The 13,198-nt window shown below is 60.8% G+C and carries 12 protein-coding genes and 1 pseudogene; 6 read left to right on the forward strand and 7 right to left on the reverse strand.

The window, feature by feature from the left end; genetic code table 11:
- Positions 1–106: 106 nt before the first annotated feature.
- From rfbD to LKD23_RS04180, 5 genes are all read right to left on the reverse strand, one after another.
- Positions 107–1,021: a dTDP-4-dehydrorhamnose reductase gene (rfbD, locus tag LKD23_RS04160; RefSeq protein ID WP_227620544.1), complete on the reverse strand. Its 915-nt coding sequence runs from the start codon at positions 1,019–1,021 to the stop codon at positions 107–109.
- Positions 1,022–1,037: 16 nt separating this feature from the next.
- The gene (gene rfbA, locus LKD23_RS04165; RefSeq protein ID WP_227620545.1) at positions 1,038–1,925 is read right to left on the reverse strand and encodes a glucose-1-phosphate thymidylyltransferase RfbA; all 888 of its coding nucleotides are present in this window, start codon (positions 1,923–1,925) and stop codon (positions 1,038–1,040) included.
- A gap of 260 nt (positions 1,926–2,185) precedes the next feature.
- The gene (locus tag LKD23_RS04170) at positions 2,186–2,977 is read right to left on the reverse strand and encodes a glycosyltransferase (RefSeq protein ID WP_227620546.1); all 792 of its coding nucleotides are present in this window, start codon (positions 2,975–2,977) and stop codon (positions 2,186–2,188) included.
- 213 nt (positions 2,978–3,190) lie between these two features.
- Entirely contained in the window at positions 3,191–5,617 is a 2,427-nt protein-coding gene (locus tag LKD23_RS04175; RefSeq protein WP_227620547.1) for a glycosyltransferase family 2 protein, read from the reverse strand.
- Positions 5,618–5,766: 149 nt separating this feature from the next.
- Positions 5,767–6,846, reverse strand: coding sequence for a SpoIID/LytB domain-containing protein (locus tag LKD23_RS04180; protein WP_227620548.1), 1,080 nt, complete (start codon positions 6,844–6,846; stop codon positions 5,767–5,769).
- Between the two features lie 183 nt (positions 6,847–7,029).
- Here LKD23_RS04180 and LKD23_RS04185 point away from each other — a divergent pair, with 183 nt between their 5' ends.
- Both LKD23_RS04185 and LKD23_RS04190 read left to right on the forward strand, forming a co-directional pair.
- Positions 7,030–7,821, forward strand: coding sequence for a threonine/serine exporter family protein (locus tag LKD23_RS04185; RefSeq protein ID WP_227620549.1), 792 nt, complete (start codon positions 7,030–7,032; stop codon positions 7,819–7,821).
- On the forward strand, positions 7,821–8,282 hold the full coding sequence (locus LKD23_RS04190) for a threonine/serine exporter family protein (RefSeq protein WP_227620555.1): 462 nt from the start codon (positions 7,821–7,823) through the stop codon (positions 8,280–8,282). Before LKD23_RS04185 ends, LKD23_RS04190 begins: the two co-directional genes overlap by 1 nt.
- Positions 8,283–8,384: 102 nt before the next feature.
- On the opposite strand, the gene LKD23_RS04195 is transcribed toward LKD23_RS04190, so the two are convergent.
- Positions 8,385–8,744: a twin-arginine translocation signal domain-containing protein gene (locus tag LKD23_RS04195; protein ID WP_227620550.1), complete on the reverse strand. Its 360-nt coding sequence runs from the start codon at positions 8,742–8,744 to the stop codon at positions 8,385–8,387.
- A 305-nt stretch (positions 8,745–9,049) separates the two neighbouring features.
- Here LKD23_RS04195 and LKD23_RS04200 point away from each other — a divergent pair, with 305 nt between their 5' ends.
- From LKD23_RS04200 to LKD23_RS04215, 4 genes are all read left to right on the forward strand, one after another.
- Entirely contained in the window at positions 9,050–9,625 is a 576-nt protein-coding gene (locus tag LKD23_RS04200; RefSeq protein WP_227620551.1) for a nitroreductase family protein, read from the forward strand.
- Positions 9,626–10,100: 475 nt separating this feature from the next.
- Positions 10,101–10,943 (forward strand): amino acid ABC transporter substrate-binding protein, encoded by an 843-nt coding sequence (locus LKD23_RS04205; protein ID WP_227620552.1) that lies wholly within the window; start codon positions 10,101–10,103, stop codon positions 10,941–10,943.
- A gap of 108 nt (positions 10,944–11,051) precedes the next feature.
- Positions 11,052–11,816: an amino acid ABC transporter permease gene (locus LKD23_RS04210; protein WP_227620553.1), complete on the forward strand. Its 765-nt coding sequence runs from the start codon at positions 11,052–11,054 to the stop codon at positions 11,814–11,816.
- Positions 11,806–12,570, forward strand: a complete 765-nt coding sequence (locus LKD23_RS04215; protein ID WP_330221117.1) for an amino acid ABC transporter ATP-binding protein — start codon at positions 11,806–11,808, stop codon at positions 12,568–12,570. Before LKD23_RS04210 ends, LKD23_RS04215 begins: the two co-directional genes overlap by 11 nt.
- A gap of 193 nt (positions 12,571–12,763) precedes the next feature.
- Here the strand turns inward: LKD23_RS04215 and LKD23_RS04220 are convergent.
- Positions 12,764–13,198 (reverse strand): annotated as a pseudogene (locus tag LKD23_RS04220) (TPM domain-containing protein); the annotation flags it as partial.

A 13,198-nucleotide genomic window follows, 5' to 3' on the forward strand; every position in this document is an offset into this window, starting at 1 on the left:
CGGCAGCTTCTGCCCAATCAGACCTCCGGCGTCCAGCTTTGCCTGCCCGGCACGCCAGTGGCTCTCCCTCTGGGAGAGCTGGACGCGAAGCGGCCTGAGAGGGCTATTATTTCATTCCGTTGTCGCCGTCCCAGTGCTCAAAGAAGCAGGCCAGCGCGTCCTTCCAGTCGCGGACGTCGTTGCCGACGGTGCAGCGGAGCATCCGGTTGTCCAGAGCGCTCCACTTGGGGCGGTCGGCGCTGTCCGGGTGCTTCGACTTGTACTCCTCGCTGGTGCAGGGGGCCACGGTGGCGTCCACGCCGGACAGACGGATGATCTCAGACGCGAAATCATACCAGGAGCAGATGCCCTCGCCGGTGCAGTGGTACAGGCCGTACTCGTGGGTGACGCAGAGCTGTAAGATCTCGTGGGCCAGATCGACGGCGTTGGTGGGGTTGCCGCACTGGTCGTTGACGACCTCCAGCTTGCCGAACTTTCGGCCCGCGTTCACGATGGTCTTGACGAAGTTCTTGCCGTAGTAGCTGTAGAGCCATGCGGTGCGGACGATGAAGTGGCGGTGGCAGAACTGCTCGACGTACTTCTCACCCATGAGCTTGGTGGAGCCGTAGGCGCTGATGGGGCCGGGGATGGTGGCCTCATCCTGCGGGATGCCGCCGTTCTCACGGCCGGAGAAGACATAGTCGGTGGAGACGTGCACCAGCCGTGCGCCGGTCTTGGTGGCCGCCTGTGCCAGATTGCGGGGGCCGATGGCGTTGGCCTTGAAGGCGGCGTCATGGTTCACCTCGCAGCCGTCCACGTTGGTGAAGGCGGCGCAGTTGATGATGACATCCGGGCGCTGGCGGCGGATGAAGTCGTCCACCATCTTATAGTTGGTGATGTCCAGCTCCGGCAGGTCCACCGGAATGACCGTGGCGTTCATCAGCTTCTCGGGGAGAGGGCCAAGCTCACTGCGGCCCTCCCGGAGCTGCTTGATGATCTCGGTGCCAAGCTGGCCCTTGCAGCCGGTAACAATGATTTTCATGCGGATACCGCCTCTCTTAATACTTCAGTTTGCCGTCAGCCACATTCTTGAGGTGCTGGCCGTAGGGACTCTTGCCGTAGCGCTCGGCGCTTTCCAGCAGGGTGTCGCGGTCGATCCAGCCGTACTTGAATGCGATCTCCTCGGGGGCGCTGATCTTGATGCCCTGACGCTTCTCGATCATCCGCACAAAGTCCGCTGCCTCCACGAGGCTGTCCATCGTACCGGTGTCCAGCCATGCAAAGCCACGGCCCAGCAGCTGGACGTCCAGCTCATCCTGCTTGAGGTACATATCGTTCAGGGTCGTGATCTCCAGCTCGCCGCGGGCGGAGGGCTTGACCTGCTTTGCCATCCGGACGACTTCCTTGTTGTAGAAGTACAGGCCGGTGATGGCGTAGTTGCTCTTGGGGTGCTGGGGCTTTTCTTCGACGCTGAGCACCTTGCCGTTTCCGTCGAACTCCACGATGCCGAAGCGCTCGGGGTCCGGCACATAGTAGCCGAAGACGGTGCAGCGGCCCTTGTTCTCCGCGTTAGCCACGGCGGTCTTCAGGATTTTGGAGAAACCGTTGCCGTAGAAGATGTTGTCACCGAGGATCATGGCGCAGCAGTCGTCGCCGATGAACTCCTCGCCGAGGATAAAGGCCTGCGCCAGACCGTCCGGAGACGGCTGGACCTTATATTGCAGATGGATGCCGTACTGGCTGCCATCGCCCAGCAGCGCCTCGAAGCGGGGCGTGTCGGTGGGGGTAGAGATGATGAGGATGTCCTGAATGCCCGCCAGCATGAGGGTGGACAGAGGATAGTAGATCATCGGCTTGTCGTAGACGGGCAACAGCTGCTTGCTGGTGACCATCGTAAGCGGATAAAGCCGGGTGCCGGCACCGCCGGCCAGAATGATACCTTTCATTTTGTGCACTCCTTATATTATGAAATAAAAAAGTTGTGCAGCTTGTACAAGGCACGGCGGCGTGTCCGCCCTGCCCTGTATGGATTCAAAGCGGAGCTGCGTCCGCTGTAAACAATGTTGCGCAATACACTCTGCTCACCGTGCAGGCTTGCGATAGTATTACACCTTATTCTACTATCAAATCGAAAAAAAAGCAAGGAAAGAGCGCCCGCCTCAAAAATTTTGTGGCGGGCGCTCTCTTGTTTCGCAGCGGCAGGGACTCAGAACTTGAACCCCCATTTACAGAAATACCGCAGCAGGCTCCCGGTCTGCCACAGAAAGGGCCTGAGGCTGCGGTGGGCCGCACGGTGCCACGCATGGATGGCGGTGTACTGGGGCACGAGATAAGCCTTTCCCTTGGTGCGCATCTTCTGGGTCAGGTCCGCATCCTCCACATACATGAAGTAATGCTCATCAAAGCCGCCCACGGCCTTGAACTCTGCCGTCCGCACCGCTGAGAAGCTGCCGGTGCAGAACTCGATCTCCACAGGGGCTGACAGGTCTTCCCCTTCCATGAGATAGGCGCGGTTATATTTCTCCCAGAATTTCAGGAACGGCAGCTGGCGGTAGACCATCGGCCGGAGGGCGCAGCGCCGCAGGGGCAGATGCTGGGTGCGACCGTCCGGGAAGCACAGCCCCGGCCGGGCCATCACAGCATCCGGGTGGGCGGCCATCCAGTCGGCCAGATCGCTGAGGGTGTCGGCGGTGAGCTGGATGTCGGGGTTCAGGATGAAGTGATAATCGCTCGTCAGCTCGGGCAGGATGGTGTTGTGGCCGGTGCCGAAGCCGCCGTTCTCCTTCCGGCAGCGCACCTCCACCCGCTGGCCCGGCAGGGTGCTCAGAGCGCCGCTCCGGACGGCGGCTTCCAGCCGTGCACCGCTGCCGTCGGGGCTAGCGTTGTCCACCAGATAGAGGGTCAGCGGGTGGCGGCGGGTATATTGCAGCACCGTCTGCGCCGCCCGGAGGGCTTCGTCGCAGCCGTTATAAACAACGATGCAAGCAGAGAGTTCCAAGTTTTATGCTCCTTGTTTTATGGCTCAGACCTTTCCGCCATGCCAAAGGCTCCCCCTCGATGGGGCAACAATGACGACCGCCGCCAGTGGCGGAAACAGGGAGTCATTGTTGGGGCAGCGGCCAGCAAGACGCGAGCGAAGCGCCGCGGATGCTGGGAGCCGCAACCCGGCCTTGGCGAGCGAAGTGAGACTGAGAGGTTGTTCCTCTTTTGTTTATTCCAGCGGCAGGATCTTCAGGCTGAAATCCTCGCGCTGGATGTCGAAGTTGGGGTTGGTGCAGGGGTCGCCTGCAGCCAGCAGGTCGCCCCAGCGGGCCTGAAAACGCAGCACCTCGCCCTGAAAGCGCTTCTGCTTTTCGGGGTTGTCCTCCACGCCGCGGCTCTTGCTCTCGTAGTGGTAGAGCTGGGCGAAGGGGGTGAAGACGTTGGTGTAGCCTGCCTGACGAACGCGGACGCAGAAGTCCACATCGTTGAAGGCCACGGCATAGCTCTCATCCAGACCGCCCACCTCGTCGTAGATCTCCTTGCGGATGAGCAGACAGGCGGCAGTGTCGGCGTAGACGTCCTGTACATAGTTCAGCCGTCCCATATAGCCGTCGGAGCTGGCGGGATAATACTTGTGCAGATGGCCCGCCACGCCGCCGATGCCGAAGCCGACGCCGGCGTGCTGGATGGTATCGTCCGGGTAGAGCAGTTTTGCGCCCACGCAGCCCACCCGCTTCTGCTGGGCGTACATGACCATCTCTTCCAGCCATGCGGCCGTGATGACCTCAGTGTCGTTGTTGAGGAGCAGCAGATATTCGCCGGTGGCGAACTTCTCGCCGAAGTTGTTCAGGGCGCTGTAATTGAAGCCCTTGCCCTCCCACGTGACGACCTTGAGGGTGTCGGGGTGTTCTTTCTGCATCCGCTCGTAGGCCCGGAAGGTCTCGGGGGCCTTGCTGTTGTTTTCGATGAGGATGATCTCAAGATCCGGATAGGTCGTGCGGGCATAAATGGACTCCACGCAGGTCTCCAGATCGTGGATATGATCGCAGGTAGGGATGAGGATGCTCACCCGGCCCGGATGGGCGATGGTGTAGTCGGTCTTGTAATAGCCCGGCGTACCCGGGATGAGGGAGACATCGTCCACGGCCACGCCGCAGCGGGCATAATGGGCCTTGAGGGCCGCGATGCCCGCGTCGATGCAGTAGGTCTTGGCGGAGATGTCGCTGGCCGTGCTGCCGGGGCTGGAGCGCCAGTAATAGAGGGCATGGGGGATGTGGACGATCTTCCTCGCCTTTTCCGTCAGGCGGAGGAACAGCTCGTAGTCCTGACTGCCGTTGTACTCCATCCGCTCGGGGCCGCCTGCGGCGTCCATCAGCCGACGGCTGAAGAGGGTCAGGTGGCAGATATAGTTGTTGGAGCGGAGGTTGTCCAGCATGAAATCGGGCTTGAAGTGGTAGAGCACCACATTCTCCACCTTGCCCTCGAAGGTCGCCTCGTCGGTATAGACGAAGTCGGCCCCCTGCTCGGCGATGGCCTTGGCGGCATACCAGAGGGCGCAGGGGTGGAGGATGTCGTCGTGGTCCAGCAGAGCGATGAAGTCGCCGGTGGCCATCTCGATGCCCTGATTGGTGTTGCCGGGGATCAGCTCGTTCTTTTCCAGCTTCTGGTAGCGGATGCGGGGGTCTGCGGCGGCACGCTGCCGGACCATCTCCCCCACGCCCGGGGCGGTGCCGGCGTCTACACAGCAAAGCTCCCAGTTCCGGTAGGTCTGGTTCACGACCGAGTCCAGCAGCTCCTCGAGGAAGTCCAGCGGGGTGTTGTACAGGGGCACCACGATGCTGATCTTGGGGCCTGCGGGCTGATCTTCCGCCTGATGCACCAGCAGCTCCGCCGAGGCGAAGCGGTCCGCGCGCATGACCCTGCCCGGGAAGAGGGCGGCATACTCGCGGCGGGCACGGGCCTGCTCCCGCACGCCCTCGATCCCGCCCCGGCGCAGCTCCCGCAGCAGGACGAAGAGGGGCAGGGTGTGCCAGAGCTGGCGGCTCTTGCTGACGGCGTAGCGCATGGGCCATGTCATCTTCCAGAAGGTCGAGCCGGTCACTTCGGCCAGCGTCTTTTCCAGCTGCTGCTCGTGGCTGCGGCTGAGGGAAAGGTCGCTGCGCAGCCGGGCGATCAGCTCGGCTTCCTCGCCGCAGGTGCGCTCGGCGCGCACCATCCGGTCGCGCAGGATGTCCATTTCCAGCTCATAGCCCCGCACCATCTTATACCCGGTGGGCTGGGAGACACAGAAGAGGGCGGACTGCTGGGCGCGGCCCTTGCTGCGCCAGCCGAAGTCGCGGAAATATCCCCTCTGCGCCAGCTGCTCGGCCCAGCCCGCCATGACGGTGCTCTCACTGCTCACCAGCAGCACCCGGGCGGGCAGCTTCTCCGGCAGCGTCTCATAGGCCGGGTCCACCACGACCAGAAGCTCTGCCTCCGAGCCTTCCGCCCACGCCTCTGCCGCTACGCCTGCCCGGCGCAGCGCCTTGGTCAGCAGAAGGCTCTGCTCTCCCAGCAGGGCCGCCGAGGCGGCAGCCGCCTCCTCCGCGATGCGCTGCGCCAGTGCACGGCAGCGCTCCCGCTCCTGCTTTTCTTTCTTTTCCTTCTCCAACTGCATTCCGTTCTCTCCACCTAATATCATTTATCGTATCGTCCCAGCGATTTCGGGACGTGAAGCGCAAAAGAGCCGTTTCTTGAGTACAAACGTGTACAGTATACCAAATCGCGCCTCATTTGAGAAGTATTTTGCGCAATTCCTTTCGTTTTTTACATCCCGAGCAGGCGGCGCAGCCAGCTGAACAGTCCGCCGCCGGAAGAGCTGCCGCTGCCCACCGTCCGGATGGAAACGCCGGAGTAGTAGTGCTTGAGGATGTCGCGGTAGCCCATCCCCTCCTCGGCAGCATAGCCCACCGCGCCGCACTGGCTCATGCCCACGCCGTGGCCGAAGCCATAGTAGTTCATGCAGGGCACGCCCGCAGCATCTGCGCTGAAATCGAAGCAGTAGCGGGAGGACACGAACTGGTTGATGTAGCGGTAGCTGCGGCCGTTGGACACCAGCGTGTTGTACTGGACGAAGCCGCCGAGGTCTTTGTGGGTGGTATCGGCGCTCTGGTAAGGCTCACCGGTGCGGCTGTCCTTGTACTCGATGTAGTCGTAGTCCTTGCCGATGACGCGGCGGAGCTTTTCATGATACTGGCGCTCGTAGGGGCTTTCGACGCTCTTGAGGTAAGGCACATCCGAACCCCACGCATCGAGGCTGGAACAGGTGCCGTAAACGCCGGTCTGGGTGTTATAGCCCGCGCTGGCCGACCAGACGGCATCGATGACGCTGCCGTTGTAGGTCAGCACCTCATCCTTCACCGACTCCACCGCCTTACGAATGGCCGAGCGGGCCGAGGCGGGGATGTCCTCCACCGGGGTATAGATGAGGGCGTTGGCCGAAGAGCCGTACTGCTTGTGGTACTCGAGGTAGGAGTGGATGGCCACGGCCTGCGCTTTCCACGCCTCCTGCGCCGCGCTGGCGCTGACATAGCTGCCGATGGAGCCAAGCTCGGTGTAGGTGATGCCCACGAGGCAGTCCACGAGGTCGAGGGTCACGTTCCTGCGCAGGCCCTTGCCCTTGATGTTCAGATAGGGCATGGTGATCTTATCTTTGGAGCCGAAGAGCCAGCTCAGACAATTTTCTTCTTCCCCCGGGACGAGGGTGGTGTTTGCGCCGCCGATGGTGGTGGCCCCGGGCGCGGCATCCTCGGCAAACACCGCCGGGACAGCCACACACAGCATCACCGCTGCCAGCACCAGCGCCGCCAGACGGCGCGCGAAACTCAGACTCTGCTTCACAGTCATTTTCCTCCTGTCGTTTTCGACATTTTCATAGTCAGTATCAGTGTAACACACTGCGCCCCCGACGGCAAGGACGGAAGTTGTGCGAAAATGTGAAAAGACGCCTTTGCAAGCTCCGGGAATTGTGATAAAGTATAGCAGGAGAGAACAGGTCCGCCTCTGACAGGCAGGACAAGGAGGGCCGGAATGGACAGCAGAGAGTTATACCCCACCGACGAGCAGCGCCGCCGCATCATGGATTTCATCATGGCGGCAGGCGAGACGCTGCTGGAAAACGGAGCGGAGGTCTTTCGGGTGGAGCAGACGATGGAGATCATGGCCCGCAGCTTCCATCTGCGGGAGTTTCACGTCTATGTGCTGACCAACGGCATCTTCGCCAGCGCAGGCACGGCGGAGATCGCCGAGGTGCGGAACGTACCGGTGCGGACGACCCACTTGGGCCGGGTGGTGGCGGTGAACGCCCTTTCCCGTCAGATCGCCGCCGGGGGCGTCACGCTGGACGAGGCTGAGTGCCGTCTGGCCGAGGCCCGGCGCATCCCCTTTCCCAAGGGCCGGACCCAGCTTCTGGCCGGGATGAGCGGCGCAGCCTGCTTCGCCCTCATCTTCGGCGGCACGGTGCGCTCGGCGCTGGCAGCGGCTGTGGCCGGCTTCCTCGTCAGCGGCTATCTGCTGCTCTGCGAGAAAAAGGGGTTATCCAGCGGCTTCCGCAAGATCTCGGCGGCGGCCCTTATCACGCTGGTCTGCATCGTCGGGTGCTCCCTGCTGGGCATCGAGTCCAGCCATGCCATCATCGGCACCCTGATGATCCTGACCCCCGGCATCGCCTTCACCATGGGCATCCGGGACTTCGTGCAGGGCGACTACCTCTCGGGGACCATCCGGATGATCGACGCCCTGCTGATCGCAGCCAGCATCGCCATCGGCACCGGTCTCGTGCTGAGCCTTACTTCGATCCTGACGGGGGTGACGGTGGTATGATGACGCTGACAAATGCCCAGATCGGCCAGCTGGTGGCTCAGTTCTTTCTGGCCGGGGCGGGGACGCTGAGCTTCGCCATCCTCTTCGCCTGCCCCCGGCGCACCCTCCCCTGCTGCGCACTGGTGGGCGCAGCGGGCTGGTTCGTCTATGAGCTGGCGGTCTTATACGGAGCCGATGCCGCGGCGGCTTCCCTCATCGCGGTCATCCCGCTGACGCTGGTGTCCCGGCTCTTCGCCATCCTGCTCAAAACGCCGGTAACGGTCTTTCTGCTCACCGGCATCTTCCCCCTCGTGCCCGGCGCAGGCATCTACTACACGGCCTACTACTTCATCCAAGGCGAAAACGCCCTCTCACTGGCCAACGGCATCTCTACCTTCAAGGTCGCCGTCGCGCTGGCCGTGGGCATCGCGCTGGTTCTGGGCCTGCCCATGCCAAAGGGGCATGGGTGGAAGAGCAAATAAGCTGTAACAACAAAAAGCACCCACAGTGCTGTTTCCCCATGATATGGAAACGTGCTACGGGTGTTTCTTTGTTCAAAAATGCGTTTTATCGCGCAGTTTCAATTATGCAAGGACCATCTCAATTTTCGCAACTGGCTTTTCTGCCGTCCAGTCAACGTCAAACTCTGTCAGCCCCTCGTTCTTCAGCTTAAAGCCTTGATTTGTACGAATCTTTTTCAGAGTCTCCTCGATCTGCTCCTTCTTGACATTGCCGCCCTTTACGACACTGACGGTTTCTGTATACGAGCCGTCGTCAACCTGCTTCTGACCAAAAAGAGCGCTTTCATACCAGTACTGGACTTCAACATCTGCCATCACAGGATTTTTGCTGCTATCGCAGCCAGAGAGAACACCCGCTGCTGCCACGGCCAGAGCCATCACACCAGCGCTCTTCAGGAAATTACGACGAGTCATATTAGTCATTTTCTTGCACCTCATAAACTGTTTTGTTTCTTCTTGTTTTCCTTTGCGCGTCTCCGCAAAAGGAGGTTAGTTTGCTATAACTAATGATAGGTCATCTCCTGCTTTTTGTCAATATTTTTCCAGTATGTTAGCGTTCATTAACATTATATCATCATTTTTTATCTCAGATTTATGGATTTTTCTCTCATTTCTTCATCTCGCAGACGTGTCTTGTCCGTGTTTTCTGCCGCATCCAAATTCCTTGCACTGCGCCTGCGCCTATGCTATAATCAGGCTGTACTTATATAGTAAAGGAGTGTCCGCTGATGTCTATTATGGAAACGCTTGCCGCCCGCCGCACCTACCGCCGCTTCGCCCAGAAGCCGGTGCCGCAGGATGTGGTGGAGGATATGGTCGAGGCTTTGCGCCTTTCGTCCTGCGGCGCGAACCGTCAGGCCGTGAAGCTGGTGGTGGTGCAAAGCCCTGAGATGGTGGTGAAAGTCCACCCGCTGGTCAAGTGGGCCGGTTATCTGCCGCCGGAGCAGGGCACGCCCAAAGCCGACAAGCAGCCGGTGATGTATCTGGCCGTCGTGCAGGACAGCGCCATCCCCGGCGACCTCAACACCGACACCGGCATCGCGCTGGCCAACATCACCCTTGCCGCGTGGGACAAGGGCGTGGGCAGCTGCATCATGGGTGCCATCAACAAGCCTGCCCTGAGCGAGCTGTTGGGCATCGCCGAGCCGGACAAGCTGGCCTTCATGGTGGCGCTTGGCTACCCCGCCCACACCGCCAAGGTCGTGCCCATGACCGAAGAGACGGGCATCAAATATTATCTGGACGAGGACCGCAACTACTGTGTGCCCAAGCGGAGCAGGGAGGAGCTGGCGCGAGAGATTTAACCGCTCCGTCACGCCTGACGGCGTAGGGCAGGCGCTCCTTCGTACAACCTCTCAGTCTGCTTCGCAGACAGCTCCCCTTGTAGGGGAGCCTCTGGCGAAGAGATGAAGCTTTACGGAATGCCAAGGCCTCTCCTCGGTAGGCAACGGCGACGACCGCCGCCAGTGGCGGAAACAGGGAATCGCTGTTGGGGCAGCGGCCAGCAGGATGCAAGCGGCAGCGAAGCAGACGCTGGGAGCCGCAACCCGGGCAGGGGCACGGCGAAGCCGTGACGGAGAGGTTTTGCATATATTCATACTTCATCCTCAATATTCTGCATAATTGTTTGCAATTCGGTTTCAATTTGATGGAATTTTTGCACAACACTTGACTTTTCAAATTGTACAACCTATACTAAACACGCTCTCTGATTTTTCGATGAATCGCATCGCAGCAGAGAACTGCAAATGATATGCACATAAAGAGGAGTGTTTGAATATGAAAAAGATCTCTCGCCGCAGCTTTCTCGCTGCTTCCGGCCTGACCATTGCTGCTCTGGCTCTGACCGCCTGCGGCGGCTCTGCCTCCACCGCTTCTTCCGCTGCAAGCTCTGTGGCTGCTTCTTCCGAGGCTGCTTCCACCAGCGCTGCCGCTGCTGAGCTGACCACCGTTGAGGCTGGCAAGCTGACCATGGCCACCAACGCCGCCTTCCCTCCGTACGAGATGACCACCGATGCAGGCGCATTTGAGGGCATTGATATCGATACCGCTCAGGCCATCGCCGACAAGCTGGGCCTCGAGCTGCAGATCGACGACATGGACTTTGACGCTGCTCTTCTGAGCGTCCAGCAGGGCAAGGCCGACATCGCCATGGCTGGCGTCACCGTCACCGACGAGCGCAAGAACGTCATGGATTTCTCCGACAGCTACGCTACCGGCATCCAGTCCATCATCGTGCCCGAGGGTTCTGACATCGCTTCTCCCGACGATCTGGCCGGCAAGATGATCGGCACCCAGCGCGGCACCACTGGCTACATCTACTGCTCCGATGACTTCGGCGACAATGCAGTCGTGGCTTACGACGATGGTCTGACCGCTGTGCAGGCTCTGAACAACGGTCAGGTGGACGCTGTCGTCATCGACAATGCCCCCGCCAAGGAGTTCGTCGCTGCCAACCCCGGTCTGGTCCTTCTGGACACCAGCTACGCCGAGGAGGACTACGCCATCGGCATGGCCAAGGGCAACACCGCTCTGGAAGACGCTGTCAACGCTGCTCTGGAAGAGCTGAAGGCAGACGGCACCCTGCAGTCCATCGTGGACAAGTACATCACCGCTGAATAATCAGCGCGTTTCTTTCCGCGTCAGGGGGAGGCGGCCTGAAAAGGCTCCTCCCCTTTTTTGAAATCCACCGGTTACAAAATTTTTACAAAAAGAAAGGCGAGGATGCGAATGGCCGCACAATACGAGCTGCTGAAAGAGCTTCTCAACAGCGGGACGCCGCTCAGCTTCGGGCAGAACATTTTCTTTAAGTTTTATCAGGCATTCATCCTGAAGGACCGCTGGCTCCAGTACATCAACGGCGTGGGCACCACCCTGCTGGTCACAGCCATCGCGCTGGCGATGGGCGTCGCGCTGGGCAGCGTGGTGGCGCTGGTGCGTGTGGCCCACGACCAGCAGCGCACCGGCCGCATGAATCCGGTGCTGGGCTTCTTCAACGCGGTGTGTCAGGTGTACACCACCATCATCCGCGGCACGCCTATGATGGTGCAGCTGCTCATCATGAGCATGGTCATCTTTGCCAACAGCCGCAACTTCACGATGGTCGGCGCGTTGGCGCTGGGCATCAACTCGGGCGCCTATGTCTCCGAGATCATCCGCGGCGGCCTGATGGCCGTTGACCCCGGCCAGATGGAGGCCGGCCGCAGCCTCGGCCTCAACTACATAACCACGATGGTGGTCATCATCATCCCGCAGGCCATCCGCGCCGTGCTTCCCGCCCTCGGCAACGAGTTCATCATGCTGCTGAAGGATACGTCCCTCATCACCGTCATCGGCGGCAAAGAGCTGCTGTATGCGGCACAGGGCATCATGAACCGCACCTACGAGGCCATGTTCCCCCTGTGCGGCGTCGCCCTCATCTATCTGGTGCTGGTGATGCTGTTCACATGGCTGCTCGCAAAGTTTGAGAGGAGGCTGGCACAAAGTGACCGATAAGATCCTTGAAGTCCGCGGTCTGACCAAGACCTACGGCGGCGAAAAGCGGAAGGGCGCAAAGCAGCCCACCCCCACCCTCGACGTGCTGAAGGGCATCGACATCGACATCTACCGCGGCGACGTGGTCTGCCTCATCGGCCCCTCGGGCTGCGGCAAGTCCACCTTCCTGCGCTGCCTGAACCGGCTGGAGATCCCCACCGGCGGCAGCATCAAGTTTGAGGGCGTGGAGGTGGACGATGACCACATCGACGCCGTCCGCCAGAAGATGGGCATGGTGTTCCAGCACTTCAACCTCTTCCCCCACCTGACCGTCAAGAAGAACCTCGAGCTGGCCCCCAGCCTGCTCAAGCTCAAGGACAAAGAGGCCATCTCTGCCCGCGCCGACGAGCTTCTGGCTCGCGTGGGTCTGGCCGACAAGGCCAACGCCTACCCCAAGAGCCTGTCCGGCGGCCAGCAGCAGCGCATCGCCATCGCCCGTGCGCTGGCGATGGACCCGGACGTCATCCTCTTCGATGAGCCGACCAGCGCCCTCGACCCCGAGATGGTCGGTGAGGTTCTCGAGCTGATGAAAGAGCTGGCCCATACCGGCATCACCATGCTGGTGGTCACCCACGAGATGGGCTTCGCCCGCGAAGTCTCCAACCGCGTCATCTTCATCGACGAGGGCCGCATTCAGGAGGATGAGCCGCCGCAGGAGCTGTTCACCAACCCCAAGCATCCCCGCCTGAAGGCATTCCTTTCCAAGATGCTGTAAATCCGAGATCGAAAAAGCACCATGCCGCATGACGCAGCATGGTGCTTTTTTGTTAAACCTCTCCGTCACGCCTGACGGCGTGCCACCTCCCCTATCGAGGGGAGGCCTTGGCATGGCGGAAAGCTTCATCTCTTCGCCAGAGGCTCCCCTCGGTAGGGGAGCTGTCGAGCGAATGCGAGACTGAGAGGTTATTTCAGAACGACCCTCCCGACGAGCCGCCGAAGCCATCGGAGTCGGTGGACGAGCCGCCGGAGGAGCTTGACTCCTTCTTGGGCGGGTCATAGACCCGCTCCCGGGTGGTGTGGGTGTAGCGGTCGCGCTTGACCCGCAGGGCGAAGCCGGGCATATACTCATCGGCCCGGGTCTTCCGCTTGGCCGTCTTCATCTGGCTGTACAGGACAAAGCAAATAATGGCCGAGATGCCGAGGGGAAAGAGCATGGCAACGAGCAGGTCTCCCAGCTCGACGTCATTGTCTATGTCGATGGGTTCGCCATGGTCGGCGTAGTAGTCCAGCGCCTCATCGCACATCTCAATGTAGGTATCTGCCGCATCCTCCCACTCCTCATCGGAGAGCAGCGGGACGATCTCGTCCTCCTGCTGCTCGATGCGGTAGTCGGTAAAGGCGGT

Origin of the sequence: Faecalibacterium butyricigenerans (genome assembly GCF_020687345.1) — a bacterium.
GTDB classification, from domain to species: domain Bacteria; phylum Bacillota; class Clostridia; order Oscillospirales; family Ruminococcaceae; genus Faecalibacterium; species Faecalibacterium butyricigenerans.

Coding starts and splice junctions, on each gene's coding strand:
- LKD23_RS04205 (WP_227620552.1), top strand. CDS start 10,101: ATGAAAAAGATCTCTCGCCGCAGCTTTCTCGCTGCTTCCGGCCTGACC.
- LKD23_RS04195 (WP_227620550.1), bottom strand. CDS start 8,744: ATGACTAATATGACTCGTCGTAATTTCCTGAAGAGCGCTGGTGTGATG.
- LKD23_RS04200 (WP_227620551.1), top strand. CDS start 9,050: ATGTCTATTATGGAAACGCTTGCCGCCCGCCGCACCTACCGCCGCTTC.
- rfbA (WP_227620545.1), bottom strand. CDS start 1,925: ATGAAAGGTATCATTCTGGCCGGCGGTGCCGGCACCCGGCTTTATCCG.
- LKD23_RS04210 (WP_227620553.1), top strand. CDS start 11,052: ATGGCCGCACAATACGAGCTGCTGAAAGAGCTTCTCAACAGCGGGACG.
- LKD23_RS04175 (WP_227620547.1), bottom strand. CDS start 5,617: ATGCAGTTGGAGAAGGAAAAGAAAGAAAAGCAGGAGCGGGAGCGCTGC.
- LKD23_RS04185 (WP_227620549.1), top strand. CDS start 7,030: ATGGACAGCAGAGAGTTATACCCCACCGACGAGCAGCGCCGCCGCATC.
- LKD23_RS04180 (WP_227620548.1), bottom strand. CDS start 6,846: ATGACTGTGAAGCAGAGTCTGAGTTTCGCGCGCCGTCTGGCGGCGCTG.
- rfbD (WP_227620544.1), bottom strand. CDS start 1,021: ATGAAAATCATTGTTACCGGCTGCAAGGGCCAGCTTGGCACCGAGATC.
- LKD23_RS04190 (WP_227620555.1), top strand. CDS start 7,821: ATGACGCTGACAAATGCCCAGATCGGCCAGCTGGTGGCTCAGTTCTTT.